28 protein-coding genes and 3 pseudogenes are annotated in these 26,303 nt (G+C 60.2%); 16 read left to right on the top strand and 15 right to left on the bottom strand.

The genetic code is table 11. The features are described 5' to 3' along the window. Positions 1–7: 7 nt before the first annotated feature. The 3 genes from BLV47_RS15735 to BLV47_RS15725 all read right to left on the bottom strand — a co-directional run bounded on the left by BLV47_RS15735 (position 8) and on the right by BLV47_RS15725 (position 2,896). Positions 8–877, bottom strand: a complete 870-nt coding sequence (locus BLV47_RS15735) for an alpha/beta fold hydrolase (protein WP_092315067.1) — start codon at positions 875–877, stop codon at positions 8–10. Positions 878–952: 75 nt separating this feature from the next. Further along, entirely contained in the window at positions 953–1,741 is a 789-nt protein-coding gene (locus BLV47_RS15730) for an SDR family NAD(P)-dependent oxidoreductase (RefSeq protein WP_092315065.1), read from the bottom strand. A 54-nt stretch (positions 1,742–1,795) separates the two neighbouring features. Further along, on the bottom strand, positions 1,796–2,896 hold the full coding sequence (locus BLV47_RS15725; RefSeq protein WP_092315063.1) for an alkene reductase: 1,101 nt from the start codon (positions 2,894–2,896) through the stop codon (positions 1,796–1,798). Between the two features lie 149 nt (positions 2,897–3,045). On the opposite strand from BLV47_RS15725, the gene BLV47_RS15720 reads away from it, so the two are divergent. The 3 genes from BLV47_RS15720 (at position 3,046) to BLV47_RS15710 (ending at position 4,803) form a co-directional block, all read left to right on the top strand. Beyond that, positions 3,046–3,633, top strand: a complete 588-nt coding sequence (locus BLV47_RS15720; RefSeq protein WP_208605269.1) for a TetR family transcriptional regulator — start codon at positions 3,046–3,048, stop codon at positions 3,631–3,633. A gap of 169 nt (positions 3,634–3,802) precedes the next feature. Next, positions 3,803–4,345, top strand: a complete 543-nt coding sequence (locus tag BLV47_RS15715; protein ID WP_042941200.1) for a hypothetical protein — start codon at positions 3,803–3,805, stop codon at positions 4,343–4,345. A gap of 62 nt (positions 4,346–4,407) precedes the next feature. Beyond that, positions 4,408–4,803 (top strand): hypothetical protein, encoded by a 396-nt coding sequence (locus tag BLV47_RS15710; protein ID WP_016965432.1) that lies wholly within the window; start codon positions 4,408–4,410, stop codon positions 4,801–4,803. A 65-nt stretch (positions 4,804–4,868) separates the two neighbouring features. Here BLV47_RS15710 and BLV47_RS15705 read toward each other — a convergent pair whose 3' ends face one another. The 4 genes from BLV47_RS15705 to BLV47_RS15690 all read right to left on the bottom strand — a co-directional run bounded on the left by BLV47_RS15705 (position 4,869) and on the right by BLV47_RS15690 (position 8,073). Continuing rightward, positions 4,869–5,624 carry a hypothetical protein gene (locus BLV47_RS15705; RefSeq protein WP_092315059.1) on the bottom strand — a complete coding sequence of 252 codons (756 nt, stop codon included), beginning with the start codon at positions 5,622–5,624 and terminating at the stop codon, positions 4,869–4,871. 169 nt (positions 5,625–5,793) lie between these two features. Beyond that, positions 5,794–6,618 carry a GIY-YIG nuclease family protein gene (locus tag BLV47_RS15700; RefSeq protein WP_092315057.1) on the bottom strand — a complete coding sequence of 275 codons (825 nt, stop codon included), beginning with the start codon at positions 6,616–6,618 and terminating at the stop codon, positions 5,794–5,796. 120 nt (positions 6,619–6,738) lie between these two features. Continuing rightward, complete coding sequence (locus tag BLV47_RS15695; protein ID WP_016966845.1) at positions 6,739–7,158, bottom strand: hypothetical protein; 420 nt, start codon at positions 7,156–7,158, stop codon at positions 6,739–6,741. Between the two features lie 129 nt (positions 7,159–7,287). Next, a complete protein-coding gene (locus BLV47_RS15690; RefSeq protein WP_092315055.1) occupies positions 7,288–8,073 on the bottom strand; it encodes a response regulator transcription factor in 786 nt (261 codons plus the stop codon). A gap of 138 nt (positions 8,074–8,211) precedes the next feature. Between BLV47_RS15690 and BLV47_RS15685 the strand changes: the two genes are divergently transcribed. Both BLV47_RS15685 and BLV47_RS15680 read left to right on the top strand, forming a co-directional pair. Further along, positions 8,212–9,315 (top strand): extracellular solute-binding protein, encoded by a 1,104-nt coding sequence (locus BLV47_RS15685; protein ID WP_092315053.1) that lies wholly within the window; start codon positions 8,212–8,214, stop codon positions 9,313–9,315. A gap of 165 nt (positions 9,316–9,480) precedes the next feature. Continuing rightward, positions 9,481–10,653 carry a contractile injection system protein, VgrG/Pvc8 family gene (locus BLV47_RS15680; protein WP_092315051.1) on the top strand — a complete coding sequence of 391 codons (1,173 nt, stop codon included), beginning with the start codon at positions 9,481–9,483 and terminating at the stop codon, positions 10,651–10,653. Between the two features lie 7 nt (positions 10,654–10,660). Here BLV47_RS15680 and BLV47_RS15675 read toward each other — a convergent pair whose 3' ends face one another. Next, on the bottom strand, positions 10,661–11,098 hold the full coding sequence (locus tag BLV47_RS15675) for a hypothetical protein (protein WP_092317254.1): 438 nt from the start codon (positions 11,096–11,098) through the stop codon (positions 10,661–10,663). 87 nt (positions 11,099–11,185) lie between these two features. Here BLV47_RS15675 and BLV47_RS15670 point away from each other — a divergent pair, with 87 nt between their 5' ends. Beyond that, complete coding sequence (locus tag BLV47_RS15670; protein ID WP_341865631.1) at positions 11,186–11,842, top strand: class I SAM-dependent methyltransferase; 657 nt, start codon at positions 11,186–11,188, stop codon at positions 11,840–11,842. Between the two features lie 21 nt (positions 11,843–11,863). Here the strand turns inward: BLV47_RS15670 and BLV47_RS15665 are convergent, their stop codons facing one another. Next, positions 11,864–12,310: a DUF6896 domain-containing protein gene (locus BLV47_RS15665; RefSeq protein WP_092315047.1), complete on the bottom strand. Its 447-nt coding sequence runs from the start codon at positions 12,308–12,310 to the stop codon at positions 11,864–11,866. Positions 12,311–12,443: 133 nt separating this feature from the next. Here BLV47_RS15665 and BLV47_RS36750 point away from each other — a divergent pair, with 133 nt between their 5' ends. Together BLV47_RS36750 and BLV47_RS15655 are read left to right on the top strand one after the other, a co-directional pair. Beyond that, positions 12,444–12,572 (top strand): hypothetical protein, encoded by a 129-nt coding sequence (locus BLV47_RS36750; RefSeq protein ID WP_279626581.1) that lies wholly within the window; start codon positions 12,444–12,446, stop codon positions 12,570–12,572. A 78-nt stretch (positions 12,573–12,650) separates the two neighbouring features. After that, entirely contained in the window at positions 12,651–13,247 is a 597-nt protein-coding gene (locus BLV47_RS15655) for a hypothetical protein (RefSeq protein WP_092315043.1), read from the top strand. A gap of 54 nt (positions 13,248–13,301) precedes the next feature. Here the strand turns inward: BLV47_RS15655 and BLV47_RS15650 are convergent, their stop codons facing one another. From BLV47_RS15650 to BLV47_RS15640, 3 genes and pseudogenes are all read right to left on the bottom strand, one after another. Next, a complete protein-coding gene (locus BLV47_RS15650) occupies positions 13,302–13,937 on the bottom strand; it encodes a helix-turn-helix domain-containing protein (RefSeq protein WP_092315041.1) in 636 nt (211 codons plus the stop codon). Next, positions 13,934–14,266, bottom strand: coding sequence for a type II toxin-antitoxin system HigB family toxin (locus BLV47_RS15645; RefSeq protein WP_092317251.1), 333 nt, complete (start codon positions 14,264–14,266; stop codon positions 13,934–13,936). The genes BLV47_RS15650 and BLV47_RS15645 overlap by 4 nt, the downstream gene beginning before the upstream one ends. Positions 14,267–14,615: 349 nt before the next feature. After that, positions 14,616–15,089 (bottom strand): annotated as a pseudogene (locus BLV47_RS15640) (LuxR C-terminal-related transcriptional regulator); the annotation flags it as partial. Positions 15,090–15,314: 225 nt separating this feature from the next. On the opposite strand from BLV47_RS15640, the gene istA reads away from it, so the two are divergent. Further along, positions 15,315–17,000 (top strand): IS21 family transposase, encoded by a 1,686-nt coding sequence (gene istA, locus BLV47_RS15635; RefSeq protein ID WP_062838241.1) that lies wholly within the window; start codon positions 15,315–15,317, stop codon positions 16,998–17,000. Then, the gene (gene istB / locus BLV47_RS15630; protein ID WP_062838242.1) at positions 16,888–17,637 is read left to right on the top strand and encodes an IS21-like element IS1474 family helper ATPase IstB; all 750 of its coding nucleotides are present in this window, start codon (positions 16,888–16,890) and stop codon (positions 17,635–17,637) included. The genes istA and istB overlap by 113 nt, the downstream gene beginning before the upstream one ends. Positions 17,638–17,730: 93 nt before the next feature. Here the strand turns inward: istB and BLV47_RS15625 are convergent. Continuing rightward, a pseudogene (locus BLV47_RS15625) lies at positions 17,731–18,066 on the bottom strand (helix-turn-helix transcriptional regulator); the annotation flags it as partial. A 133-nt stretch (positions 18,067–18,199) separates the two neighbouring features. On the opposite strand from BLV47_RS15625, the gene BLV47_RS15620 reads away from it, so the two are divergent. Further along, the gene (locus BLV47_RS15620; RefSeq protein WP_092315037.1) at positions 18,200–19,024 is read left to right on the top strand and encodes a carbon-nitrogen hydrolase family protein; all 825 of its coding nucleotides are present in this window, start codon (positions 18,200–18,202) and stop codon (positions 19,022–19,024) included. A 39-nt stretch (positions 19,025–19,063) separates the two neighbouring features. Beyond that, a complete protein-coding gene (locus BLV47_RS15615; protein ID WP_092315035.1) occupies positions 19,064–20,179 on the top strand; it encodes a polyamine ABC transporter substrate-binding protein in 1,116 nt (371 codons plus the stop codon). A gap of 235 nt (positions 20,180–20,414) precedes the next feature. On the opposite strand, the gene BLV47_RS15610 is transcribed toward BLV47_RS15615, so the two are convergent. Continuing rightward, positions 20,415–20,603, bottom strand: coding sequence for a short-chain dehydrogenase (locus tag BLV47_RS15610; RefSeq protein ID WP_244168884.1), 189 nt, complete (start codon positions 20,601–20,603; stop codon positions 20,415–20,417). Between the two features lie 613 nt (positions 20,604–21,216). Between BLV47_RS15610 and BLV47_RS35465 the strand changes: the two are divergent. Further along, positions 21,217–21,366 (top strand): annotated as a pseudogene (locus BLV47_RS35465) (IS4 family transposase); the annotation flags it as partial. Between the two features lie 10 nt (positions 21,367–21,376). Here BLV47_RS35465 and BLV47_RS15600 read toward each other — a convergent pair. Further along, positions 21,377–22,387: an aldo/keto reductase gene (locus BLV47_RS15600; RefSeq protein ID WP_092315033.1), complete on the bottom strand. Its 1,011-nt coding sequence runs from the start codon at positions 22,385–22,387 to the stop codon at positions 21,377–21,379. Positions 22,388–22,479: 92 nt separating this feature from the next. Here BLV47_RS15600 and BLV47_RS15595 point away from each other — a divergent pair, with 92 nt between their 5' ends. From BLV47_RS15595 to BLV47_RS15580, 3 genes are all read left to right on the top strand, one after another. After that, on the top strand, positions 22,480–23,379 hold the full coding sequence (locus BLV47_RS15595) for a LysR family transcriptional regulator (protein WP_092315031.1): 900 nt from the start codon (positions 22,480–22,482) through the stop codon (positions 23,377–23,379). A 600-nt stretch (positions 23,380–23,979) separates the two neighbouring features. Next, positions 23,980–24,582 (top strand): transposase, encoded by a 603-nt coding sequence (locus tag BLV47_RS15585; RefSeq protein WP_092315029.1) that lies wholly within the window; start codon positions 23,980–23,982, stop codon positions 24,580–24,582. A 32-nt stretch (positions 24,583–24,614) separates the two neighbouring features. Then, positions 24,615–26,291, top strand: coding sequence for a ShlB/FhaC/HecB family hemolysin secretion/activation protein (locus tag BLV47_RS15580; RefSeq protein WP_425272153.1), 1,677 nt, complete (start codon positions 24,615–24,617; stop codon positions 26,289–26,291). The last annotated feature ends 12 nt before the right edge of the window (positions 26,292–26,303 follow it).

Raw genomic sequence — 26,303 nt, 5'->3', positions numbered from 1 at the left:
GCTGCCGTCAGTCATCAAGGAAGGTCAATGCCCGGGCCACGAAGTCGGCGTGGTACTGGAAAATGCTGCCGTGGCCAGCGTCCTCATACAGCACAAGCTGCGCGTTGGGGATGCGTTCGCCCAGGGCCCGCGAGTTGCCGCTGGGCACCATGACATCGTTGTCGCCGTTGACCACCAGCGTCGGCGTCTGCAGGTGTTCGAGATCGTCTGGCGTCTGTTTTCCCCAGGCCGTGATGGCCTGCAACTGCCGCAGGAAAGCCGCTGGCGTCGGGCGCTTGTCGCGATTTTTTCTGCGTGCTTTCAGGCGCTGCAGATACTCCGAGGCGGCTCGACGACCATTGGCAGTCGAGGTGAAGAATAGGTAGACCTTGGGATCGCGCAAGGTCAGCAAGCCTTTGAGCATCAAGGGCCAGGTCACCGAACCGACCCTGTCGATACCGCTGCCGCCGGCCGGCCCGGTGCCGGTGAGAATCAAGCGGCGCACCAACTGGGGGGCCTTGAGGGCAATGTCCTGAGCGACGAAGCCGCCAAGTGAAAAGCCCAGTACATCGACGCGCTTGAACCCCAGGGCCTGTATCAGCTCGATGGCGTCTTGCGCCATTTCGCCGACCGTCAATGGCGCGGTTCCACCCGAGCCGCCGATGCCGCGATAGTCGGTGGTGATGACCCGCCGGGTCTGTGCCAGCCCATCGATGATCGCCGGGTCGAAGTTGTCCAGCACCGCGCCCCAATGGTTGAACAGCACCAGCGGCACGCCGCCGGTGGGGCCGGTATCGCGGTAGGCGAAGGGAATGCCCCTGACCGTGATCGATTGGTTCGCCGCGTTGATGAACGAGGTCTGTACCGCCGGGGCGAGAGTTGTCTGTGTTGGATTCATTGCTACTCCGAACAGCGGATCGGATTCGTCGCAGTACCTGCCGTGAATCCGCCGCGAATGCTCGCTACCTGAAGATCACCGTTGGGCCTGGTAACGCTGGGCCACCGCGGATTGCCGGATCTGCCCCAGCAGGCCCTGACGCGCGCTCTGCAGGTCATCCCAGCGTTCGGCCTGTTGCAGCGGCGGGATCGTTACCGGTTCGCGCCGATCGAAGCCGACCAGCGCGGCGTCTACCAGATCGCCCACTTCCATGATTTCGTCCAGGGTGTTGATGTCGACGCCGGAGCGGTCCCAGATTTCCGTGCGGGTGGCGGCCGGCAGCACGGCCTGCACGTACACGCCCCGGGGTGACAGTTCCAGGCTCAGGCCTTGGGACAGGAACAGCACGAAAGCCTTGGTCGCGCCATACACCGTCATACCGAACTCCGGCGCCAGGCCCACCACCGAACCGATGTTGATGATCGCGCCTTCGCCGGCCTTGGCCAGGCGCGGGGCGATGGCACTGGCCAGGCGCACCAGCGCCGTGGTGTTAAGGGCGATCAGTTGGGCAACGCTGTCGGTGCTCTGCTCGATGAAGCTGCCGGACAGGGCGGCGCCGGCGTTGTTGACCAGGATGCCGATGCGCGCGTCGTCGCGCAGGCGGGCTTCAACGCTGGTCAGATCGCTGAGTTGGGTCAAATCCGCTTTCATCACCTCGACGGCGACCCCGTGTTCGCTGCGCAATCGGCCTGCAAGTGCATCCAGGCGGGCCTGGTCGCGGGCGACCAGGAGCAGATCGTGGCCGCGTTGCGCGAAGCGCTCGGCGTAGGTGGCGCCGATGCCAGTGGAGGCGCCGGTGATCAGAACGGTAGGGCGTGGGCTCATGGGGGTATCTCTCTTTCGTAATGGGTGAAAACAGACAGCTCGGTTTCTGCTTGCTCAGCCTGCGCTGGCGTTCGATTCAACCAGCGTCGGGTAGTCGATGTAGCCCGCCGCGCCGCCGCCGTAGAGGGTGGCGGGATTGAATGCGGACAAGGTGGCGCCGGTCTTGAGGCGCTCCACCAGATCCGGGTTGCCAATGAACGGACGCCCGAAGGCGATCAGGTCGGCCTGGTCTTCGGCGAGCCGTGAGGTCGCCAGGTCCAGGTCATAGCCGTTGTTGGCGATGTAGGTGTTTTTGAAGCGCTGGCGCAGGGCGGCAAAATCGAATGGCGCCACGTCACGTGGACCGCCGGTCGCACCTTCGACCATATGCAGATAAACCACGCCGAGGGCGTCGAGTTGCTCGACGAGGTAATCGAATTGCGCCTGCGGATCGCTGCTGGAGACACCGTTGGCCGGCGACACCGGTGACAGGCGTACTCCGGTGCGTTCCGCGCCGATTTCGTCGATGACGGCCGCCGTCACCTCAAGCAGCAGACGGGCACGATTTTCAATCGAACCGCCGTAGGCATCGGTGCGCACGTTGGCGCTGTCCTTGAGGAACTGATCCAGCAGATAGCCGTTCGCGCCGTGAATTTCCACGCCATCGAACCCGGCGGCGATTGCGTTCGCCGCGGCCTGGCGGAAATCGGCGACGATCCCCGGCAGTTCGTTGATATCCAGGGCTCGCGGTTGGCTGGCCTCTTCAAAACGGTTGTTGACGAACACCTGGGTGGCCGCGCGCAGCGCCGAAGGGGCCACGGGAGCGGCGCCGTTCTCTTGCAGATCAACATGGGATACGCGGCCGACATGCCACAGCTGCACAAAGATCTTTGCGCCCTGGGCGTGGACCGCGTCGGTCACCTTGCGCCAGCCATCAATCTGCGCCTGGGTGTAGACCCCGGGGGTGTCCTGATAGCCCTGGCCTTGCTGGGAAATCTGCGTGGCTTCGCTGATCAGCAAGCCTGCGCCAGCGCGTTGGCTGTAATAGGTGGCGGCGAATTCGCTGGGAACAAAGCCTGCGCCCGCGCGGTTGCGGGTCAGCGGCGCGAGGACGATGCGGTTCGCCAGCGTGAGGGCGCCAAGGGTGTAAGGGGTGAACAGATTCTGATCGGTCATCTGGTGTCTCTTCCGTGCCCGTGAGTGGAGGTCGGTGGTGCGTGCAATTAGGATGATGATCGAAATCTAAACTGTCAACGGTTTTGATTATGCTCGACATCTATGTATGATTGAGCCCCTGATTTCCCAATGAACATGAGGTACTGCACGTGAGAGTGAGCAAGGCCCAGGCGCAGGCCAATCGAGAGCACATCGTTGAAACGGCCTCTGAGCTGTTCCGTGAGCGCGGTTTCGACGGTGTGGGTGTGTCGGATCTGATGGCGGCGGCCGGGTTCACCCACGGCGGCTTCTACAAGCATTTCGGCTCCAAGGCCGACCTCATGGCCGAAGCCTCGGCCTGCAGCCTGGCCAAATCCCTGGCAGCGGCGCAGGCGCTTGATGTGCCGGGGTTCATTGACGTCTATGTGTCGCGGGAGCACCGGGACCGGCGGGGCAACGGCTGCACCATGGTTGCGTTGGGCGGCGATGCGGCGCGCCAGCCGGACGATCTGAAAGCGACCTTTGCCGAAGGGATCGAGCACACCCTGCAAACCCTGGGTGACAAATACCCGACCGGGCCGGATGCGCCAGCGGGCGAGGGCAGAAGGAAAATGATCGACCTGCTGTCGCGTGCGGTCGGTGCGATCCTGTTGTCGCGCGCCTGTCCGGATGATTCAGCGCTGGCGGATGAGATTCTTCAGGTGTGCCGTGCTGAGATGCTGGCGTCGTTGGCGGTTGATAAAGGCGAGTCGGCGTAGAGGGGCCCCATGCCAGGGCACTGCGCTTGCGAGGTGCCTGCTTTCGGTTAGGGGGGGCTTGATGAAAGCCTATTTGGCTCGCCTCCTTTGGAGGTCTCAATATCTTTAGCAAAACCGGGGCGATTCAGACGCTACAATATGCCCTTCATATCGTGAGGGTGTCGTATAAATGAGCAAGGATGTGACGGATGCCATTCAAAAGGCGAAGCCAGGGATTGCAAAGTACCTAGCGTTGATGAACCGGTACGGGCAGGTGAACGTAACCTCAGATACAGACTTCCAACGTGCGTATAACGGCTTTTACAGAATGCGTCAGCGGACGCCGGTCTACTACCAGGCCTACTATCAGCTTATGGAGCAGTTGCGGGGTACCAAGCCGGGCTTCGATACGGTGATTGATGCGCTTTACGCCGCGACCGGCCGTTTTGAACCATCATTCTCCAGCAAGATGGTTGCGACCCTTGATCCTCACAAACCTGTTTGGGACATGTATGTGTTGCAAAATCTCGGTTTGAAGGCACCTACCGGCAACAGCAAAACGAAGCTCGACGATTTGAAAAAATGTTATCTCGCTATCGAGGGCTGGTACCAAGATTTCCTCGGCACAAGCGAAGCTCGAAACTGGATTCAACAGTTCGATAGCCTGGTTGCAGATCATGCACATTTCACTCAGCTGAAGAAGATCGACCTTATCCTCTGGCAAACCCGTTAACCAACTACGAGACAAAGACTCTCGCATCCTGGGAGAGTCATAAAGGCGACAACGGAGCATCAATGCCAGCAGAAATAAGTCAAAAGGATGGACTGAAGTTGACCATCCTGCCGTGTCCAAGCGGCCGACCGGGTTGTGTCCTGATTCGGCTCACCGGCACTGCGTTGCAGGCAGAAATACTCTCGGAAAAATACTCAGCCGGGGATGTACAGCAACCGCTGGATGAATTCTTCCTGCTGGTAGCGCAACTTGAAGAAGGCATTACTCAAGATTGGCTTTCTGAAAGTCAGGACTTGGCCTTCTCTGCCAGCAGAGATCCAATGTTTCCAGGGTTGGTTTTTTTACGCATCTACCTAGGCTCAACCTCAGATGACGACTGTGATTGGCAGATCAATGGGTCGTTGTTACTCACCCCGACCCAAGTCGCTCTGTTTGCCGAAAAGTTGAAGCAGATTTAACCGATCGTTTTTCTATTCGATTCAAGATCCACCCCAGCCACCATCAATCGTTTTTTCTCAGCGCGTCACTCCACGTAGCGCAGCCACAGGTGTGCCCGGTCGCGGATCGCTTGGACGACCGCTGAAATCAGCGCTTGCCGGTTCTCCTCAGGGGTGTTGTAGAGCGCACAAAAATCTTTCGCCACCGCGTTGGCGACGCACAGGTCGGCAGGCGCTGCACGCAGGAAACCGAGGTAAGACGCGCCAACCCCCATCAATTCATAGCCGTGGGCCTGGGCGAAATGGCGGGCTACCGCATAGTTTTGCGCGGGCCCCAGGTCGCAACTGAAATAGCCGTTGGGAAACGCAGCCAGTGCCTGGCAGGCATGCTCGACGGGAACCAGGAGTGCAGAGAGAGGCTGGTCGAGCAGTGAAACAGGGTTGTCCTGATAGTCCATCCATTCCTGCAGAGCGGGCTGGTCAAGGGTCAGGCCGTGGGCGCACGCGTCTTCGAACGAGCTACCTGCCACCAGGGCGCTGAAGTTGCGCCAGATGATCGCGAACTCGGCTTTGGTGGTGGGGTAGCCCAGATATTCGCCCTGTTCGAAGCACTCTGCAGGTAACTGGGCGATGTCCTGTTCCGAAGCATCGTCCAGCCCCAGGTTGTCGCGCGCATGTCTGGAGGTATAGCGGGCCTGGGGCAGATCATCCAGGGAGAGGAGGGGCCTGAAGCCCGGGTGGTTGCTAGCAATCTTGCGATAGACGTCGATCAACTCGTCCAGGCTGGAAATGGCGCTCAGGCTGTACTCATCGCAGGTGCCGGCAGCGGGGTTGCCAGGCATTGCATTACCGCAAAATTGGATATCCATCGAAGGGCTACCTGTTCACTGTTGATGTTCAAACGAATGATTCAGCCTTGCTCCGTGCCAGCGCACACCCGGCTAGCACCGCCGCGAGGATGATCAGGCAGCAGGTGAAATGCCCCCGGCCCATTTGGCTTGCCAAGACCCTTCAGTTGCCGTTCAGCCCGCTGTCGCGGGTCAGAAGGCGGCGCTTCCAGTGAATTTCCTTTTGCATCATTTCTTCCTTGCCTGTGTGCTTGTCGGCAATTTCAAGGATGCTGAACCTGAAGTTTTCCGCGAAAGTCTCGCCACGCCGGGCGTGCAGGTCACGTAGGCGGATGTTTCCTCCGTGCCCGTTATGGGCGTAGGTGACCCAACGGTCCCACACACCGCCAGTGCCGGTCGCGGAGCCCACATACAGCTGATGCTCGCCTTCAGTCCGGTCGGAGATGAGGTACACGCCCGCCACGCTGGAAAGTGCGGTCTGCCATGACTCCAGGCCTTGTTTGACGATGATGTTCAGTTCCCGATGAGAGATATCGACTTCCTTGAACCCGGGAAACTTGCCGACCGTCATGGGCCTTTCCAGGAGCGAGGACACCACCATGCTTTTCAGGCAGGTTTCCAGCCAGAGATAGTTTCCCCGCGGCTTGCTGTAGTCGAGTATTAAGCGACCTTCCAGCTCGGCGAATTCAGGCACGCGGCGGTAGTCGTACACCAAGTCATGCTGGTCGTTATCGCTCTTCGCCTCGTTGAGCTTGAGTGAGTCGTAGACCCCGGCCAGCAGCCATTTCTTGGTGCCGGGCAGTTCGACCAGGCCGATCACATACTCGCATTCGAAATTCCTTCGCGACTGCCGCGACTGCCAGTCGTCGAATTCGCCGGCCAGGTAAACGTCCATCGGGTGGTCAATCCCGTTGTGTTGGGCGAGATGAACCTTGGTGTTCTGTGTGTTGAGTGACGGCAGGAGGCTGGTCAGAAGCTGTATGAGCATGAAGGATTGGCTCTGTTGAAAGGTCGCAGGACGAAGCCTCAGATAGGTGCAGTCGCCTGAAACGGGGGTGAAATTACCCAACAATCGTTTGTGTAAATGGCTGGCAAGCGTAGGCGGCTGTCAGGAAAACCGCTGGCGACGCGCACCCGTTATCCGCGCCAGTGTTCCTCCCACCCACACCGCCGGGAGGATGATCAGGCAGCAGGTGAAATGCACCCAGCCCATTTGGTTCCCCAAGAAGATTCCCACCGGAACGCCCCAGACCAGCAGGATGATGACCCCGACCCAGATGGCGGGACGCAAGGTGCGGGTCGCCTGGATTCGGGTGCCGACAAATCCTCCGACGCCTGCCGCGATGGCCCAGCCAAGCACCGTCAGCCATTGGACGGTGTCGATGCTGACCAGTTGATTGTGCTGTTGTCTCCAGCCCGGTTCGCCAGGGGCCACGAACACAGGAGGGAGAAACTGTGAAATGACCAGCCCGAAAACAGGCAGCACCAGGGCGCAGGACAGCAGGCCGAAGAGAATGGCTTTAAACATGGGGTGTTCCACATCCGTGTTGAGAGGGGCTTGGAGGGTGTTGCTGAGTTCGGGGTTCGTGAGGTATCCAGGCGAAGCAGCGGTTGGGCTACGGCTTGCCGGGAAGGATCGTCATCGAGGTCGGTAGCGTCAAGAGAGAACCTCCTGCTTGGGCATGAAAAATCGAGCGAAGAGTTCGGACTGTGACTTGATGTTCAACTTGGCGTAAATGTTGCGGCGATGAACTTTGACGGTTTCTGCCGAGAGGGCGAGTTTGCCGGCGATCTCCTTGTTGGAGAAGCCGCTGAGCAACAGCCGGAGTACATCGCTTTCCCGTGTGGTGATCTGCGTGCCCACTTGGCCGATGGTTTCTGGCCATTGCGCTGGGGCGGCAAGGCTCTTCTCCAGATCACTCTCAAAGCACATGCGTTGATGCATCAGTGCAATCACCCAGGGCTTGATCAGGTCGAGCATGGTGATTTGTTCCTGATTGAAACGAGCCCGGCTGCCAATGGAAATGCACAGGGTTCTATCGGCATCGAGTTGCACGTTGTATTGCACTTCATCCATGGAAATGTACTGGGCGAAATACTGGTGGTAGTACTCGGTTTCAACGAAGTACTCCGGGGCTATATCCAATAAGTGAAAGAAGCCGCTCTGCGGGTTTTCCCGGTTGGCGATGTAAAAGGGGTCCAGCAAGTAAAGTCCCTTTACATACAGATGAGTGAAGGCGTCCACCTCTTCCACATCGGCGATCTCGGGAAGACTGATCACTTGCACCTGCTGATTGCTGAAGATCAGTACAACCCAGTTATCGATCTGCACATATTCATTTAGCGTGCGAATCAGCGAACTCCAGAAGTCTGGGCGGTTCAACTGCATGATCAGTTTTCCAATCGATCGATGCCAGGCCAGGCTATGAAGGTCGAGTGGCATTTTCTACCCCTTTAGGGTTAGGGAATCGTGGGTCAAGGGTAAGTAATTGGAGGTATTTACTATTGGCTTGGGCTCGGTATATTCGCTTGCAGGATTTACGACAGCCATGAGGGCACGTCGTCTGGACAAGGATGTTGCATGAGAAAATCACCTTTGCGAACCGTTTTTTCAGCCGCGCTTCTCTGGGCCGGGATCAGCACATCGGCAGGGGCGGCAGAGCCCGGGATGTACTTGTACAACTGGTTCGGGCTGCTCGCGCCGGAAACCCCGAAAGAGTTCGAGCAGGCCACCGGCACCCGCATTCACATGGATGCCTTCGACAGTGCCGAGGTCATGCAGAGCAAGGTCATGGCCGGGCGCACGGGCTATGACGTGGTCGTGGCGACCTCCGATGTGCTGCCCGGCCTGATCCAGGCCGGAGTGCTGCAGCCGCTGGACCCGGCGCAACTGAGCAATCTGTCCCATGTCGACCCGGACATCCTGGCCCAGCTCGCGGTCAATGATCCGGGCAATCGTTACGCGGTGCCTTACCTGTGGGGCACCACCGGCATCGGCTATGACGTGGACAAGGTCAAGACGGCCTTGGGCGACAATGCGCCGGTCAATAGCTGGGACCTGATCTTCAAGGAAGAGAACATCAGCAAGCTGCAGTCCTGTGGCGTGGCCATGCTCGACTCTCCCAGCGAGATCATTTCCATCGCCCTGAATTACCTTGGACTGCCGAGCAACAGCAAGAACCCGGATGACTACCAGAAAGCCCAAGCCCTGCTGTTGAAGATTCGTCCCTACATCCGTTATTTCGATTCGTCGCGCATCGACGCCGACTTGGCGGACGGCAACATCTGTGCGGTGGTGGGCTGGGCCAATGGTGCGCTTGCCGCGCAGGCCATCAATGAAAAGTCCAACACTGGACGGCGGATTACTTACAGCCTTCCGCGTGAAGGCGCATTGGTCTGGTCGGAGAATCTGGTGCTGTTGAAAGATGCTCCGCATCCCAAGGCAGGCCTGGCGTTTATCAACTACATGTTGCAGCCGGAAGTGATTGCCAAGACTTCAAATCACACGCTGTACCCCAATGCCAACAAGGACGCCACGGAGTTTGTCCAGCAGAAGTTGCGCGACAATCCGTGGATTTATCCAGACAAGCAAACAGTTGCCACACTGGTTCCACTTGAGCCGCTGCCATTGAAACTGGAGCGGATCCGCACACGAGTCTGGACCAAGGTGAAGAGCAATATCTGATTTCGTTCGACTCTTCATCTTCTGCCCTGTGCAACTTCCCTAGCCAGTGCGGGCTCATTATTTAAAACATTCGGTGAAATGTACTGGCCATGCGCAGAGCAACTCTTGCGCATGGCGGTATGTGCCTGCGTCCATTCAACACCTCAAGCATCAGGAGAACAGTGGATGTTCAGCCCAGCCCATCAAACGCACTTCAGCTTGACACTCGACGCACTTGATCAGGATGTTCAAGTGCTGGCCTTCACTGGCGAGGAGGCGATCGGCAAGCCGTACTTCTTCAAGGTGGAGTTTGTCTGCGAGCGGCCAGAGCCGGAGTTGCAAAGCCTGGTCGACAGTGAGGCCTTTCTGGCCTTCGACACCCAGGGCAACGGCGTTCATGGACGCATCTATCACATCGGCAAAGACACTGAGCATGCGCATCCGCAGCGCTACCACCTGGCCCTGGTCCCGCATTTGTCCTACTTGCGCCATCGCACCAACCAGCGCATCTATCAACAGTTTTCGGTGCCGGCCATCGTTGCCTTGATTCTCGAAGAACACGGGATCCTCGGTGATGCCTACCGCTTCCAACTGGACTCCACCTACCCCAAGCGTGACTGCTGCACCCAGTTCGGTGAAACGGATCTGCACTTTATTCAGCGCCTGTGCGAGGAGGAGGGGATTCACTTTCACTTCCAGCACAGCGCTCAAGGCCACGTGCTGGTGTTTGGCGATCATCAGGCGGTGTTCCCGCGGATCGAGCCAACTATGGTTGTCACGCCCGAGCCCGCCGGAGCAATCAACCTGCCGACCGGTGAATACCGCCGCGCGGCTTATCGCCAGGTGGAGGGGCAGGGGGCGCGCACCGCGCTGCACAGCGGCCATGTTCTGGACATCCCCGGCCCGCCAGGCCAAGAGCGTAATGAGGCATGGCTACTGACTCGGGTCATCCACGCAGGCGGACAACCGCAGCTGTCGGACGAGTACGCCGCCGACAACCCGGGCGCCGGGGATGGCCAGCAGTTGGGTTATCGCAATCGTTTCACGTTGGTGCCGTGGGACCTGGCCTACCGTCCACCTTCGGCGCACGAAAAGCCCCTGGTGAGCAGCCAGACTGCGGTGGTCGTCGCGGTGGACGACGAGGCACTGCGCGGTGATCGGCACCTGGGAAGGCTCAAGGTCAAGTTTCCCTGGGACCGCGAAGGTCGCTTCGATGACAAAAGCAGCTGCTGGCTCGGAGGCGCCGCCAATTGGCGCTGTGCAACCACACCGCTGCAAGCGGGCGTGGAAGTCAGGGTCACCTTTGTTGAAAGCGATCCCGATCAGCCACTGATCAGCGGTTGCCTGTGCTGTGGCTAGCGCCCGGTCATTGTCTGGCGCTTCTGGCGGCGAAGGTTTCGCCGGTCAGGATGATGACGTTCTCTCTCGAGTGGACGCTGGTGATGCTGTTGATCACCACCTTGAGCGCGCTGGAGTTCGGCAACAGGAAAAAAAACAACTCGAAATACAGGTAGTCCTGGATCAAGCGTGCCGCCAGGTCGGGATGCTCTTGCAGCAGCGCCCTGAAGCTTGGGTAGCCAAGCTCTGCCAGTTCCGGAATGTCGACAGAGCCCTGGGCCAGATCGTCGGTCCTGCATTCGGCGTTGAAGGTGTCGGCGACGTCCAGAAAGCTTGGCGGCAGATCGCTGTGGTTGATGCGCAGTTCATAGGGCGATGCCGGGATCGACAGCGCCTCGCCGAAGCCCAGGCTGCGATAGCCGACGGTTCGCGGGTCGATGAGTTGGCCGGCTGAGGTGAATTTCATGCTGCTGTTCCGGGATTCGAGGTAGGTGAAATAGGGGCTCTTATCCATGAAGCTTGATTAGAACTCTGTCAGTATCCGTGGCACTCAATGAGTCCATGGTCTTCAACGGAGGTTCGAGGAATGCAACGGCGAGATCCAGACAGGCCGTCAGGTTGGGAAGCTTACTACGCGCACCACACAGAGCGACCGATATCATTGCTTCTAGGTGCCGCGCTCAAGCGGCTGAGCCCTCAGGCGAGCCGGCGACAGGCCATTGATCTGGGCTGTGGCAGCGGCAATGAAACCCGCGGCCTACTGGAGGCTGGCTGGGATGTCGTAGCGATTGACCAGGAGCGCGCGGCAATTGAAAGGGTCAACGCCATCCGCGCCGGCTTCCCGGGCGTCTGCTTGGAAACCCGCACGCAACAGTTTGAAAGCCTCGCGACATTGCCGGCTGCCTCGTTGATTCACGCGGGCATGTCGATACCTTTTTGTCATCCGCGGCATTTCGAGAAATTCTGGGCCCAGGTCAGGGCTGCTCTGCTGCCGGGAGGCCTCTTCGTTGGGCAACTGTTCGGCAACCGGGATGATTGGGCGGGCGACCCGTCAAGAACCTTTCATTCCGAGGCGCAGGCCCGTGGTTTGTTCCAGGGGCTAGATCTGATCAGCTTCGAGGCGCATGAATACGATGGTCCCAGCCTGCGCGGCAGCAAGCATTGGCACCGCTTTGATGTGATTGCTCGACGGCCAGCGTCCCACGCCTGAAGCGACAGTGCGTGGAGCGCTTCAGGCTGAAGGTGTGTGGCCATCGACCCGGTTGCATGGCCGGGACTCGGCCGCCGCGACGTAGTAAAGGATGTAGCCCGAATACACCAGCGAGCCGGCTGCCACTTCCTGCTCGAAGCAGTGCTTGAGTTCATCCTCATCGGTAAAACCGTATTGCGCGAGCCGGTTCACGGCAAAGCCGGCGAGCCTGGACAGGGTGACGCCACCGATCTCGCCCTGCTCGCCAAAGTCAAAACTCACCGTTGCCGTTGGCAGGTGAACGGCGCAGCCATAGCCGTGCTTGAAGTAACGAATGCCGCCAGTCAGCTCCCCTTGCTGCGGAATATCGAGCCCCGCCCAGTCGCTGTTGCTGGCGGGGAGGGGGATGGCGGATTGCTGCATCAATTCGACAGCGCAGCGGACGCTGGCCTGGTAGTCACCAATAAGCTGGGCGAGGCGTGGGTTCATGGGGATGGGCGTCGTGGTCAAGGAGGCAGACGATTCCAGAGTTTGCGGTACGACACAAGCGGCGAGGCTGCCGGATGCGCGAAAGGACCATGATGCCGGTATATTCGCCCGGACGAATTTCGGAGCTGAAAACATGGGGTTCTCCACCACTGTCTGGGAATGGTACGGACAGGACGAGTACAAGCGGGTGCTGGCGGTGGGCGAGGCGCAGTTGCGCGCCTTTCTGGAGGAACTGATGGCGGATTGTCGACGTGCGTTGTAGGGCGTGAAGTCTTGGCCCAAATACTGGCCAGAGGCTGTTAATGAATGCTGCAACCTGTGACTGAGTGGAAAGAAACGGATGTTTGACGAGCTGATATTTACCGGCGGAACGCCTGCAAAAGATGATGCATATGTCGGTGGCGGGGCCTGCCTGCCCACGGATTTGGCTTGGCCCTGTTCGCCTGATGGCGTGCCGCTCACACACCTCATGGCCTTTCCTGGACGTTGGTTTTCAGGAGCCTTGATCGACAGGAATTATTGGGTTTCGGTTTTTGTGCCCTACCAGCCGGGAGAAGTGGCTCACTATCGAAAGCTGCGTGCCATTGACGGTCGTTCGCAGGCGGTTGTCATGGGCTATGTGCGAGCCGGTTCCGAGCGGGATGAGGCGGCTCAGCCGATTTCAGATCGCGGTACCGTGCGGCTGGAGGTGAACTGCGACGCCGATGATGATGAGAACCTGGCTTCCAAGTTGGATGGCGTGGACGCTTGGCTGCAGTCGCCTGTTTCAGTGGGGGCAGGGTGCAGAAGGGTATCCATTTATGGGGGCGATCTGGATAGAGCGCTGACTGAGCATAAAGGCGTGCTTTCGGATGGCATGGGGTATCTGTTTCTGGATGAGAGTTTTTCAGAGAGGACAGGGGCGGGGATTGGCCGGTTCTTTTTGCAGTTGGGGTAGGGCGATCGGGCGCTATTGAACCGATGCTCATAAAGGCAGGATGGAAACGCCCTATCACTTGGTCGGAGCTTTGCCCAAGTGCATGCGGCTCTTGGAAGCTACCCGTTTGGACTCGCCGGTATCGGCACTTTGTTCTGGGCGTAAGTTCCTGGAGATGTTGCGAACGCGGTGATGGGCTGGCGTTTTCTTGGCCTTTGTCCGAACGGTTTCGAGTGGTGCGGCCTTTCCCGAAGCTGCCGATACGAACGCCCTAGGCTCCATCGAAAATCGCTCTGCCAGCGCGTATGCCATCTTGTGACTGATGGGGCGATCCCCACTGAGTACCTTGGACACCGCTGTTTTATCGCCAATTTCCGGGAGGTCAGAGCCCGTGAGCCCGAGCGTTTCCATCAGATCCTTGATCAGTTGCACGGGGGTGCAGGTCGCCTCAAAAGCAGCGTTCGATTCGCGAAACTGCTCGGCGTGGCGCTGGTAGGCCAGGATTTCATCCTCGAGTTCGATAAGAATTTTCTCTTCGACCTTGCTCAGCTCGCGCCCGTCTGTGAGTTCATCAAGCAGGTCGGTCGCACGTTCATAGTCGGCGGGGGTCTTGATGCCGTGCACAAACTCACCACGCAGGCGCTCCAGTACCGCGTGCAGTTCGCCAAGCGTTGCGATCACGGTTTGAAGTTCGTTTCGGGCTTCGCTCATCGTTTTACCCCTTGGTTTCTTGCATACCAGGCGTTGGCAAGGTCGTAGTCGGCATGTGTGTAGATGTGTTTGACGTAAAACTTCTGTCGGGTGTAGTTGACGCCGCCGATCACCCTGAGATTGTTGCCGCCTACGTCGATCACGACCCAGTTCGCTGCGGCTCTCGGTTTGAACAAGTCGATCCCTTGCGTACCGAAAAGCTTTTGCAGGTCTGCGAAGCCCTTCGGGCGTGCCATCCTCAAAATCCGCAGGCAACGATCAAGCCCGGTCTTGTCGTTCGGATACAAAATCGCAGCGTCGGCAAAACGTGATGGCGTGAGAATGTCCATAGGCATCCCTGTCTTCGAGCCAATGCTACTCTGGTTGTGTTTTTTAACAACTGCGGTTTGTCGACAGCTTGAGACTTAATGGTCCCACCTTGCAAGGGGGGCATTTGGGCTATTCCTCCAGCAAGTTGCGACCGTCGCGCTGAGTCATTTCAGCGACCTTGGTGATGTGCTGCCGGTTGGTGTCGCCAGCATTTTTTCGGTGCGCGAGATGCGCTTGAAACGCGGGTTGGCGAACCGAGAGAGACTATGGGTGTTGGGTCCCGGAGGGGACAAGTCAGACGCGTCTGTAAGTTTTGTAGGATTGCATTATGGGGCTTGGCGGTTTGAGAACGGGTCGGTCCTCTACGGTTCAGGTTGATGTTGCGCTGAGCGAGCCCTGAGCCTTTATGAACAGCGCGAACAGTTCAGGCTGCGACTTGATGTTGAGTTTGGCGTAGAGATGCCGTCGGTGAACCTTCACCGTCTCGGTAGAGATATCCAGCTTGCGCGCGACTTCCTTGTTCGAGCAGCCGGCCAGCATCAAGCGAACCACATCCACTTCGCGCATCGTCAGCGCTGCGCCTAGGCGCTGCATGACCATCTCCATTCCAGCCTCCTGCGCCAACTGCTCGGCCACGGGCTCTGCAGGCTCTGGTTCGAAGGCCATGCGCTGGCGCATCAAGGCGATTAGCCAAGGGCGGATCAACTCCAACAGGGCGATCTGCTCGGGGGTGAAGCGGAGCTTGCTGCCCAGAGACAGGCACAGGGTGCTGTCTGCACTCAGCTGAACATTGAACTGCACCTCGTCGGCGACCACGTTGTGGGTGAAGTACAGGCGGTAGTATGCGGATTTCGGAGCACCGTGACCGGCCGTTTCGGTTGATCGTGACCGGTCATTTCGCTAACGCGTGACCGCTCATTTCGGTAGCAACGTGACCGATTTTCCGCCTGTTCCGAAACAGGTGGTCACGGCTTACCGAAATCGCCGGTCACGACTTAGCGAAAGCCTTCCCCTTCGTTGCGCATGACCTGATGCGCCGCCATCCTCGACCGATTTCGGGAGAGGAAGATGGCGGCGCCGCGAGTAGCCATGCGAAACATCAAAGAATGTCTGCGCCTCAAGTTTGAGGCCGGCTTGTCCCACGAGAAGATTGCCCGTGCCTTGCAGCTGTCCAAGGGCGTGGTTAGCAAGTACATCGCGGCGGCGCGGGTGGCCGGGCTGGACTGGCCGGCGCTGGTGGCCATGGACGAGGCCGCGCTGGCGGCCGCCTTGTTTGCACCGACGTCGACGAACAAGCCGCGCGGTGAGCGAGTGCTGCCCGATGTGCTGAGCATCCACCGCGAGTTGCGACGCAAGGGCGTGACCTTGCAGCTGCTGTGGGAGGAATATCTCGCCGCGCATGCGGGCCAGCCGACCTACCGCTACACCCAGTTCGTCGAGCACTACCGGCGCTACGCCCAGACGCTCAAACGTTCGATGCGTCAGCTGCACCGTGCGGGCGAGAAGCTATTCATCGACTATGCCGGGCCGACGCTGCCGGTGGTCGACCCGGCCACCGGCGAAGTGCGCCGGGCGCACATCTTCGTCGCCGCCCTGGGCGCCTCGAATTACACCTATGCCTGCGCGACGCCAGGCGAAACCCAGGTGGACTGGCTGACCTCGCTGGGCCAGGCTCTGACCTACTTTGGCGGCGTGCCGGAAATGGTTGTGCCGGACAATCCGCGCGCCCTGGTCGCCCAGCCGGATCGCTACGAGCCGGGCCTGAACCGGGCCACGCTGGAGTGCGCGCGTCATTACCAGACGGTGATCCTGCCGGCACGGCCACGCAAGCCTCAGGACAAGGCCAAGGCCGAGGTGGCGGTGCAGGTGGTCGAGCGCTGGATCATGGCGCGGCTGCGCCATCGGCAGTTCTTCAGCCTGCATGCGCTTAACCAGGCCATCGCCGAGCTGCTGGAGGATCTGAATCGGCGCCCGTTCAAGCGGCTCGATGGCTGCCGGCGCGACTGGTTCGAGCGCCTGGATCGCCCGGCCTTGCGAGCGCTGCCGGTGCATCCCTACGAGGTCGCCACCTTCAAGCGCTGCAAGGTCAGCATCGACTACCACATCGAGGTCAATGGCAGCTTCTACAGCGTGCCCTCCGCCCTGGCCCGGCAGAACGTGGACGTGCGACTGACGGCACACACCCTGGAAGTGCTGCATGGCAACCGGCGGGTGGCCAGCCACCTGCTGCTGGGGCGACGCGGCGCTTACAGTACCCAGCGCGAGCACATGCCCGCGGCGCACCAGGCGCATCGCGAATGGACGCCACAACGCCTGCTCGACTGGGGCGCGCGGATCGGCCCCTACACGCGCCAACTGATCGATCACCAACTGACCCACAAGCCGCACCCGGAGATGGGCTACCGCGCCTGCCTCGGCCTGCTCTCGCTGGCCCGGCGCTATGGCAATGCACGCCTGGAAGCCGCTGCCGAACGTGCCGTACACCTGCGCGCCTTCACCGGGCGCAGCGTGCGCAACCTGCTCCAGCAAGGCCTGGATCAACAGCCGCTGCCCCAGCGTGCCGCCGAAACGACCTTACCCGGCGACCACGAGAACGTCCGTGGCGCCGACTACTACCAACCCCCGCAACAGGAGCTGTTCGATGATGCCGCAACACACCCTGAATCAACTGCACCAGCTACGCCTGGACGGCATGGCCCGCGCCCTGGAAGAGCAATGGACGCTGCCGGCCAGCCACAGCCTGAGCTTCGATGAACGCCTCGGCCTACTGCTCGACCGCGAACTGGCCTGGCGTGACAACCAGCGCCTGGTACGGCTGCGCAAGAAGGCCAAGCTCAAGTACGCCAACGCCTGCCTGGAAGATCTCGACCGCCGCACCGGACGCGCCCTGGACGAGCGTCTGATCGCCACCCTGGCCAGTGGCGACTGGATCCGCCAGCAGCACAACCTGCTGCTGACCGGCCCGACCGGTGCCGGCAAAACCTGGCTGGCCTGCGCCCTGGGCAACCAGGCCTGCCGCCAGGGCTATAGCACCCTGTACCTGCGCACCCCGCGCCTGCTGGAACAACTGCGCATCGCTCATGGCGACGGCAGCTTCGGCCGTACCCTGCAACAGCTGGCAAAGGTCGACGTCCTGGTGCTGGACGACTGGGCGCTAGCCCCGCTGGAGGAAGGAGCCCGGCATGACCTGCTGGAGGTGATCGACGACCGCGCTGGCAGCCGCTCCACCATCCTGACGAGCCAACTGCCCATCGAGCACTGGCACGGCTGGATCAACGACCCGACCCTGGCCGATGCCATCCTCGACCGCCTGGTGCACAACGCCTACCGACTGACGATGAAAGGCGAGTCGCTGCGCCGAAAAAAAGCCGAGGAACAAGCCGCATCGTGACCGATGCGATTACAATCCAGAACCCGCGCAACCGGGGTGGAAGCACCGGTCACGTATTAGCGAAACGCTCGGTCACGTTCACCGAAATCCGCAGTAGTAGTCGGTTTGCTCGAAACACTCGGGAGCTACTTCGGCCAGACGCACCAGGCCGCTGCCGGGGTGCTCGCGACAGGCGATGTAGAAAGGGTCGAGCAGATACAGGCCCTTGAGGTAGTCGCAGTACAGCGGATCGCTGCTCTCACCCTCATATGGGCTCTCGGCAAATACCCGGGGGCGACCCTGGCTGAACAGCAGGACGACCCAGCTGTCGGCCGGCACGTAGTCCTGCAGCAGGCGACTCAATGCCAGCCAGAAGCCAGGGTGGTCGAGGCGCTCGATCAACTGACCGACAGCGCGGTGCCACGCCAGATCCTGCAGGGTCAGCCCCATGTCTACTACTCCCTGGGTTAGCTAATCCGGGTTATATGAAATTCAAAATGAAAACACATACTTACACCTCCCCTCTGGAAAGTCATAGTGTTTCCGGAGCCCACGCCTAATCGCATAACAACAAGGTTTGCTCATGAAACTCGAGCTCGTACAAATGGCCGGCCGCGATGGTGATACTGCCTACAACCTGCAGCGCACACTGGAAGCCATTGCCGCCTGCCAGGACGACACCGACATTCTGATTTTTCCTGAGTCGCTGATCACCGGCTTCCCCAGTCCGCACAACATCGCCAGCCTGGCCGAGCCACTGAATGGTCCGAGCCTGAGCGCGCTTCAGCAGGTGGTACGCGAGCGCGATGTCGCCGTGGTGGTCGGCTTGACCGAGAACGACCAAGGCCACTACTACAACACCAGCGTACTGATCACCCCGGACGGCATCGCCCTGAGCTACCGCAAGACTCACCTGTGGGTCGGTGAAGGCGAACTGGTTGAGGCCGGCGATCGCTACACTACGGTGGAGTGGCGCGGCGTGCGTATCGGCCTGCTGATTTGCTACGACTGCGAGTTCCCAGAGAGCGCTCGCGCCCTGGCCGAACTGGGCGCCGAGCTACTTCTGATCACGGACGGCAACATGCAGCCCTATGGCTTCGTACACCGCACTGCGGTGGCCGCGCGGGCGCAGGAAAACCAGGTGTTCGCTGCCATGGTGAACCGGGTAGGCCCAGGTATCGACGAGCTGACCTTTGCTGGCGGTAGCACCGTGGTAGATCCCTTTGGCCACCTGCTGTTCGAGGCGGGCCAGGAAGAGTGTCGGCATAGCCTGCGTCTGGACATGACGCGCATCGCCAGCGCTCGCCAGCTTTACGACTACCAGGCCGACCGACGCTTCGCCCTACCCGGCGAACGCTGTCGCCATGCCGACGGCCGTCGCGAGCTGCTGATTCCCTCATGCGCCTGATCCTCCCGTCCTCGAATAACAACACCTGAAGGAATCACCATGCAGTGCAAGCCTTTGCTCACCCTCACCCTCACCCTCACCCTCAGCCTGGTCGGTCTGCTCTCCGGCCTGGGTCACGCGCAAGCAGATACGCCCAGCGTGCATCTGTATAACTGGTCCGACTTCCTTGCCCCGGAAACGCCCAGAGAGTTCAAGCAGGAAACCGGCATCGCCCCCATCCTCGATGTGTTCGATGACGCCGAAGTGATGGAAAGCAAACTGATGGCCGGGCGCAGCGGCTATGACGTGGTGGTGGTGCCGGACGATCTGCTGCCCAACTTTGCTAAAGCCGGGCTGCTGCAGGAGCTGGATCGCTCGCAGCTCGCCAACTGGTCCCACCTGGCCCCGAACGTGATGCGCAAACTGGAGGTCAACGATCCCGGCAACCGCTACGCGATTCCCTACATGTGGGGCACCACAGGCATCGGCTACAACGTCGACAAGGTGCGCGAACTGCTCGGCAACAACGCGCCGGTCGACTCCTGGGATCTGATCTTCAAGAAGGACAACATCGCCAAGCTCAGCCAGTGCGGCGTTGCCATGCTCGATGCACCGGTCGAGATCATCCCCATCGCCCTGCATTACCTGGGGCTACCCAGCAACAGCAAGAACCCAGACGACTACCAGCGGGCTGAGGCGCTGTTGCACGAGATCCGTCCCTACATTCGCTATTTCAACTCTGCGAAGTTCAGCACCGACCTCGCCAATGGCGATATCTGCGTCGTGGTGGGCTGGGGTGGATCGGTCTACAGCGCCAAGCTCAACGCCGAGAACGCCCACAACGGCGTCAACTTGGCCTACAGCATCCCGCGCGAGGGCGCGCCCCTGTGGATCAACACCCTGGTGGTCCTCAAGAGCGCCCCCAATCCGCAGCCTGCCTACAAATTTCTCGACTACATGCTGCGCCCTGAGATCATCGCCAAGAACTCCAACTACGTCGGCTATCCCAACGGAAATCAGGCTGCCACTGCACTGGTTGATGAGCATCTGCGCAACAACCCAATGTTGTATCCACCGCAGTCAGTCATGGACAGCCTGTTTCCCCTGGAAACTCTGCCATTGAAGCTGGAGCGTGTACGTACCCGCACTTGGAGCAAGATCAAGAACGACACTTGATGGGGCAAAACAACGGCTTGAGGTCTGAGTGAGCTTGCTCATCTGTTCGGTAGGTCTGATGAAAGCCTCGGCAGCGCTGAGGCTTTTGTACTAGCCCTCGTAGTTCACCATCTGCGCCTGAATCTATGAGAAGCAAGCAGAAGGTGGTCGATTTTTAAAAGACTTTCCCCCCTAAAAAGTCCAAGACCCCATTTGAAACGCTCCGTGCCACCAAGCAGCGCGGAGCGCCCAGGCGTCAGGCTTGAAGGCGCCAGCCCATCACTCCTAACAGATCGCAACTGTCACGCAGCAGAATGGCCGCTACGTTGGAGATATGTTGCAGATCGGTGTCGTCAGCACTCTTGAACTCTGCGCGGGAGAGGCTTTCCAGCAGTTGAGTCACTGCCAGTAAACGTGCGGTGCCGTTGGCATGCAGCACGTCCAAGGGGGCGGTCTAGTCTATAAACAGACAGGGAATAAGGCAGTCGATGCCGGTGATGGGGATGTATTGCTGAGTCATGGGAACCTCCGCTTGTGGGTAAGGGAGCTGTCCTGTCGTCGCCAGTCGAATAGGTGGCAGCTATACGCGGGTTGGCGAGCCGACTCATCCCACAATAATCGGCAGATCCGAGGATCTCCCGCGTACAGCCGCCATGAAAGATCGCCGTGAACATAAAGGGTCCTCGGCAAAGCTTGCAAGCGGAAGTGCCTGTGGGTGAGTAGCCAGGTCGCCAAACCCGGTCGCCATTGGGGCGAGTGGGGACTATGGACGGTGGGTCTTGGGGGGACAAGTCAGACGCGTCTGCAAGTTTTGTAGGATTGCGGGGGAACTTGGCGGCCTGTGAGCCGGCCAGTTTTTCTCGGTGATTGGGCTACATATCCGTTGCTGCGGTAACGGCCGCTGGCGCTTTCGCCCTTACGGCCATTCCTTTCAAGGTCTTGAATAAAATCCGCTGAAACTCATTCCGGAAGATCCGAACGATGTGGGTCGATGCACTAGCGCGATTCGAGAAAAAAGCACCTGCCAGCCTGATGGCCAAACTGACACTGGAGCAAGCCATCTGGCAGCCCGCTACGACAAGATCAGCCGTACTGAACCCACTCTGTTGCGCGCCTTGGTCACAGGTTGCGCGCAACGTCTGGCGCCGACGATCAAGGAACTCGGTTGCTCGGCCATGCTTCCCGACTGGCAAGTTCGAGTGGTGGATACCCGCTTGCTCAGGCCACGCGGCCGGGTACGTTCGTACCCATGCCTTCAGGTAAGTAGTGGCTTATTTCTTCTATTTCAGCCTGACCAAGACGAACGCTGATGGCATCGATCAATCCATTCACCTGTTCGGGCCGGCGTGCGCCTACTATCGCGCCGGAAACAGCCGCATCACGCAGCACCCAAGCAATGGCGATGGCCGCCGCAGTGACCCCGTGCCTGGCACCAATGTTTGCCATCACTTCTACCAACGCGAGATTCTTGCTGAGGCGAGGTTCCTGGAAGTCGGCGCTGCGCGATTTTCGCCAGTCGTCGTCGGGCAGCTGTGCAATCCGCTCGCGGGTCATGCTTCCCGTCAGTAGGCCTGATTGTAAAGTCGAGTAGGCAATCACGCCGACCTGCGCCATCGCACAATAAGGCAGGATCTGATCCTCGATATCACGCATCAAAGCCGAATATGGCGGTTGAAGGGAGGCGATATCGGTGACCGAGCGGGCTCGCTCAAGTTGGGGAACATCGAAGTTTGACACGCCAATTGCCCTTATCTTGCCCTGCGCCTTGGCTTGGGCCAAAGTCGCCAAAGCCTCCTCGATGCCTTCGCAGGCCCCACCTGCCGGGAACGCTGGCCAGTGAATCTGATAGAGGTCGATGACATCGACCTGCAAGCGACGCAGGCTGTCCTCGATCTCTTTCATCAGTGACAGGGGGGCGAGCGAATGAGAAATCTCACGGGTCTCGGGATCCCACACCAGGCTGCCTTTGGTGAATACCAAAGGACGACGCGAAGCCGGCACCTGACGCAGCAATTGTCCCGTCAACCGTTCGGCATGGCCGAGGCCATAGACCGCCGCTGTGTCGATCCAGTTGACCCCGCGCTCTACCGCGTACTCCAGCGCCGCCAGGCTATCGCGGTCGTCTTGTGCCCCCCAGCTGAACTCCCACCCTTGCCCCGCAATGGCCCAGGTGCCCATGCCAATGGGCGAAATCAACAACTCGGACGTACCCAGTCGATTTTTTTGCATAAACACCTCACGTCGATTGATGCGCAAAGTGTCCATCAGGTGGTTGCCGACGATAAGATAGCCAATCGTGTTTGAACTACTGAATTCTATTCATGAAAACCCCATGCGATCTTTCCGAACTCGACGCCTTCGCCGCCGTGGCTCGCCATCACAGCTTTCGTAAAGCCGCCGACGAGCGAGGCGTCTCTGCATCGGCCCTGAGCCACGCCATGCGTGCCCTGGAGGGCAGGCTGGGGGTCAGGCTGCTCAACCGTACCACTCGCAGCGTGACGCCCACTGAAGCGGGCCATCAACTGCTCGCCACGCTGGTTCCAGCGTTGGCGGAGGTCGCCAAAGGTCTGCATGAACTGACCTTCAAACAGGAAGTTCCCACCGGTACGCTGCGACTGAACGTATCCCGACCTGCAGCCCGCCTCGTTATTGCACCACTGCTGGCGCCATTCATTGCTGCCTACCCACGTATCAACGTGGAGCTGGTGACTGACGATGGATTGAGCGACATCATCGACAAAGGTTTCGATGCCGGCGTGCGCTTCGGCGAGAGTCTTGCCGGGGACATGATCGCCGTCCCGGTCGGCTCACCGCAGGGATTTGTCACCGTGGCTGCCCCCGCTTACCTCAGGCAGCACGGCACACCAGACACGCCACAGAGACTGCTTGAGCACGCCTGCATCGGCAGGCGTTTCCCAAGCGGCAAACTGTACAAGTGGGAGTACCTTGCTGAGGGCCAGCCCATGCGCTTGGCCGTGGCAGGACCGTTGATACTGGAAGATGACACCTTGATGATCCAAGCCGCGAAGGACGGTGCCGGGATCGCGTATGTGTATGAGGAGATGGCCAGGGACTGCATGGCTCAGGGGCAACTGGAGGAAATTCTTGAAGACTGGAAAGCCCTGCCAAGCAGGTTTTTTATCTATTACTCCAGTCGGCGTCACGTACCGCCAGCGCTACAGGCGCTGATCGAGTTTGTGCGTGAAACGCAGCATCCATGAAAACCCGAAGGCAGTTCGCCTGCGCGCCGTCTGCAAGCATGGGGTTGTGAAGCGGGTGTTCTGATCGTTACCCCATAAGAGACGCTCCGCGCCGCCCAGCAGCGCGGAGCACCCAGGCGTCAGGCTTGAAGCCGCCAGCCCATGATTGCCAATAGGTCGCAACTGGCACGCAGCAGAATCGCCACTACGTTGGAGACATGTTGCAGGTTGGTATCGGGTGGGGGACATATCCGTTGCTGCGGTAATGGCCGCTGGCGGTAAACGGCGCGCCCGTCCGGGCGGCGCATTTTTAAGTTTTCTCCAGCACAACAATTCCCTCCCGTAGGAGCCGGCTTGCCGGCGAAGAGGGCGGTCTGCTCGTGCGCGCAATAAAGACAACTCAGCGCTGTCCTGGCGGCAGCTTTCGCCGGCAAGCCGGCTCCTACGAGGTTCGTGGGTGTCGTTGTTTCACCGTCCACCGGCCTTTGTGAATGAAGCTTTTATGACAAAAGTTCGGTAGCACATGGCCACGCATGTCTTGGGTATGTAACGCGCTTGAGGGGGCCGCCAGGCCACTTTTTTAAGCCGAGGCGGGACGCCGGGAGTGAGGCTATGGGGACTATGGAACGCTACTCGAAAGTGGGCATGCAGGAGCTGGATCAACGGCTGTCGAAGATTGTCGAGGCCGCGCGCAAGAAGCCGGTGTCGGTCTATCGCTATGGGGCGCCGTGGGTCTGGATCGTGTCCCAGGATGATTGGCAGGGCGCCTTGAAGGAGGTGTCGAGCTATATCCCGCCCGGCCATTCGCTGGTGCTGCTGCGTCCGCAGATCGATGAGTTGCTCGATCAGCACGGCGATCTGCTCCAGGGCCTCAATGCCGAGCCGGGGCTGCTGATTGCGCCGCGCACGGTGGTGCAGATTCTGTTGTTGCAGTTGCTGTATTCGGTGCCCAGCGAGCAGCAGTTGTATGAGCAGCTCAGCTACAACCTGCTGTTCCGCTGGTTCGTCGGTCTGGATCTGAACCAGAAGGTCTGGGCCTTCAGTGTCCTGAGTCGCGATATCGCCACCTTGTTGAACGATCCGCGGGCGGTGCGCCTGATCCAGAAAATCATCGGTGAAGTGTTCTGCGGCGCTCTGCTGCAAATGCCCGAGTTCTCGCTGAATTTTGCGCTGTTGCACACCTGGCTGGCGCGCCACGAAAACACCTCGATCAGCAGCAATTGAAGCGGCCAAACGCTGTGCAGACGGCGACGGCAATGCGCGCGTGCGCGCCAATTTTCAGATTTCTAGGGGGCGGTGTGGAGCATCTGGGCAAATCAGGGCGACCCGGCAGTGGCGGGCGCTGGTGGCCGTTGTGCGGTTGGTTGGCGGTGCTGGCGCTGGCGCCGGCGGTGCAGGCCGAGGAGGGCGAGCCGGTGCCGGTCGAAGCCACGGCCGCGCCGCGCTTGGTGGACGTCAATGAGTACTTTGTGCGCGGCAATACCGTGCTCGATGCCCGGGCCATCGAGGAGGCGGTATACCCGTTCCTCGGGCCGCAAAAGGCCCTGGCGGATATCGAAGGCGCTCGCGATGCGCTGCAGAAGGTCTATCAGGAGCGTGGCTATCAGTCGGTGTTCGTCGAGCTGCCGGAGCAGAAGGTCGAGGACGGTATCGTCTACCTGCAGGTGAGTGAAACCAAGGTCGGCCGGGTGCGGGTGGTGGGTGCCAAGCATTACTCGCCGGTGGAGATCCGCGATCAGGTGCCGGCGCTCAAGGAAGGCCAGGTGCCGGATTTTGCCACGGTGCAAAGCCAACTGGCCGGGCTCAATCGCGGTGCCGGGCGCCAGGTCATGCCGCTGGTGCGCGAGGGCCAGCGCCCGGGGACCATGGACGTCGACCTGCAAGTGGAAGACCAGAACCCCTGGCACGCCAGCGTCGGCCTGAACAACGACTACAGCGCCGATACCGAGAAGCTGCGCACGGTGGTCAACGTCGGCTACGACAACCTCTGGCAGCTGGGCCACAGCATTTCCCTGACCTATTTCACCGCGCCCCAGGACACCGACAACGCCAAGGTCTGGTCCGGTTCCTACACCGCGCCGCTGAGCGAGCGCTGGGCTTTGCAGTTCTCCGGTTACCAGTCCGACAGCAACATCGCCACCATCGGCGGCAGCAACGTACTGGGCAAGGGCCATTCCTACGGGGTGTCGGCGATCTACACCTTGCCCACGGCTGGCAACTGGGCCAACTCGCTGTCGCTGGGGGTGGACTTCAAGGACTTCGAGGAAGAGATGCGCTTTGGCCGCAGCAGCGACCAGATTCCGTTGAAGTACGCCCCAGTGACCTTTGGCTACAACGGCTACCGCTACAGCGAAAAATCCCAGCTGGGCCTGGGCCTGAACCTGATCGTCGGCACCCGGCGCTTCTTCGGCTACGGCAGCGACGCCGAGGAGTTCCACTACAAGCGCGACGAGGCCAGCGCCAGTTTCTCGGTGCTCAAGGGCGACCTGAATTTCACCTACACCTTCGCCAACGACTGGCAGTCGGCGTCCAAGGCCGCCTTCCAGCTGGCCTCCGGGCCCCTGGTGTCCAACGAGCAGTATTCCGCCGGTGGCGCCACCTCGGTGCGCGGCTATCTGGCCGCCGAGCGCACCGGGGACGAGGGCTACCTGTTCTCCCAGGAGCTGCGCACGCCGTCTTTGGCCAAGTTCCTTGGCAGCTACGTGCAGGAGTGGCGTTTCTACGCCTTTGCCGAAGGCGCGCACCTGTCCCTGCACGAGCCGCTGCCGGAGCAGGAAGACCAGTACAGCCTGGCCAGCGTTGGCCTGGGCACCCGCGCCAGTTTGAGCAAGTGGCTGTCCGGCAGCCTCGACTGGGGCTACCCGCTCAAAGACGGCCCCAACACCCAGAAATACGACCCGCGCCTGCACTTCAGCGTGCAAGCGACGTTCTGACCCATTACGGAG

This window comes from Pseudomonas saponiphila (genome assembly GCF_900105185.1).
GTDB lineage: Bacteria > Pseudomonadota > Gammaproteobacteria > Pseudomonadales > Pseudomonadaceae > Aquipseudomonas > Aquipseudomonas saponiphila.
This window is presented reverse-complemented; position numbering and strand designations above follow the sequence as displayed.

What these genes read in the sequence shown, in the direction of transcription:
- BLV47_RS15665 (WP_092315047.1), bottom strand. Translation starts at nt 12,310, where the DNA reads ATGAACCCACGCCTCGCCCAGCTTATTGGTGACTACCAGGCCAGCGTC.
- BLV47_RS15730 (WP_092315065.1), bottom strand. Translation starts at nt 1,741, where the DNA reads ATGAGCCCACGCCCTACCGTTCTGATCACCGGCGCCTCCACTGGCATC.
- BLV47_RS15680 (WP_092315051.1), top strand. Translation starts at nt 9,481, where the DNA reads ATGTTCAGCCCAGCCCATCAAACGCACTTCAGCTTGACACTCGACGCA.
- BLV47_RS15670 (WP_341865631.1), top strand. Translation starts at nt 11,186, where the DNA reads ATGAGTCCATGGTCTTCAACGGAGGTTCGAGGAATGCAACGGCGAGAT.
- BLV47_RS36750 (WP_279626581.1), top strand. Translation starts at nt 12,444, where the DNA reads ATGGGGTTCTCCACCACTGTCTGGGAATGGTACGGACAGGACGAGTAC.
- BLV47_RS15715 (WP_042941200.1), top strand. Translation starts at nt 3,803, where the DNA reads ATGAGCAAGGATGTGACGGATGCCATTCAAAAGGCGAAGCCAGGGATT.
- BLV47_RS15710 (WP_016965432.1), top strand. Translation starts at nt 4,408, where the DNA reads ATGCCAGCAGAAATAAGTCAAAAGGATGGACTGAAGTTGACCATCCTG.
- BLV47_RS15600 (WP_092315033.1), bottom strand. Translation starts at nt 22,387, where the DNA reads ATGCAAAAAAATCGACTGGGTACGTCCGAGTTGTTGATTTCGCCCATT.
- BLV47_RS15615 (WP_092315035.1), top strand. Translation starts at nt 19,064, where the DNA reads ATGCAGTGCAAGCCTTTGCTCACCCTCACCCTCACCCTCACCCTCAGC.
- istA (WP_062838241.1), top strand. Translation starts at nt 15,315, where the DNA reads ATGGCGGCGCCGCGAGTAGCCATGCGAAACATCAAAGAATGTCTGCGC.
- BLV47_RS15705 (WP_092315059.1), bottom strand. Translation starts at nt 5,624, where the DNA reads ATGCCTGGCAACCCCGCTGCCGGCACCTGCGATGAGTACAGCCTGAGC.
- BLV47_RS15620 (WP_092315037.1), top strand. Translation starts at nt 18,200, where the DNA reads ATGAAACTCGAGCTCGTACAAATGGCCGGCCGCGATGGTGATACTGCC.
- BLV47_RS15685 (WP_092315053.1), top strand. Translation starts at nt 8,212, where the DNA reads ATGAGAAAATCACCTTTGCGAACCGTTTTTTCAGCCGCGCTTCTCTGG.
- BLV47_RS15580 (WP_425272153.1), top strand. Translation starts at nt 24,615, where the DNA reads ATGCGCGCGTGCGCGCCAATTTTCAGATTTCTAGGGGGCGGTGTGGAG.
- BLV47_RS15735 (WP_092315067.1), bottom strand. Translation starts at nt 877, where the DNA reads ATGAATCCAACACAGACAACTCTCGCCCCGGCGGTACAGACCTCGTTC.
- istB (WP_062838242.1), top strand. Translation starts at nt 16,888, where the DNA reads ATGATGCCGCAACACACCCTGAATCAACTGCACCAGCTACGCCTGGAC.
- BLV47_RS15655 (WP_092315043.1), top strand. Translation starts at nt 12,651, where the DNA reads ATGTTTGACGAGCTGATATTTACCGGCGGAACGCCTGCAAAAGATGAT.
- BLV47_RS15585 (WP_092315029.1), top strand. Translation starts at nt 23,980, where the DNA reads ATGGAACGCTACTCGAAAGTGGGCATGCAGGAGCTGGATCAACGGCTG.
- BLV47_RS15725 (WP_092315063.1), bottom strand. Translation starts at nt 2,896, where the DNA reads ATGACCGATCAGAATCTGTTCACCCCTTACACCCTTGGCGCCCTCACG.
- BLV47_RS15695 (WP_016966845.1), bottom strand. Translation starts at nt 7,158, where the DNA reads ATGTTTAAAGCCATTCTCTTCGGCCTGCTGTCCTGCGCCCTGGTGCTG.
- BLV47_RS15645 (WP_092317251.1), bottom strand. Translation starts at nt 14,266, where the DNA reads ATGGACATTCTCACGCCATCACGTTTTGCCGACGCTGCGATTTTGTAT.
- BLV47_RS15700 (WP_092315057.1), bottom strand. Translation starts at nt 6,618, where the DNA reads ATGCTCATACAGCTTCTGACCAGCCTCCTGCCGTCACTCAACACACAG.
- BLV47_RS15690 (WP_092315055.1), bottom strand. Translation starts at nt 8,073, where the DNA reads ATGCCACTCGACCTTCATAGCCTGGCCTGGCATCGATCGATTGGAAAA.
- BLV47_RS15675 (WP_092317254.1), bottom strand. Translation starts at nt 11,098, where the DNA reads ATGAAATTCACCTCAGCCGGCCAACTCATCGACCCGCGAACCGTCGGC.
- BLV47_RS15650 (WP_092315041.1), bottom strand. Translation starts at nt 13,937, where the DNA reads ATGAGCGAAGCCCGAAACGAACTTCAAACCGTGATCGCAACGCTTGGC.
- BLV47_RS15595 (WP_092315031.1), top strand. Translation starts at nt 22,480, where the DNA reads ATGAAAACCCCATGCGATCTTTCCGAACTCGACGCCTTCGCCGCCGTG.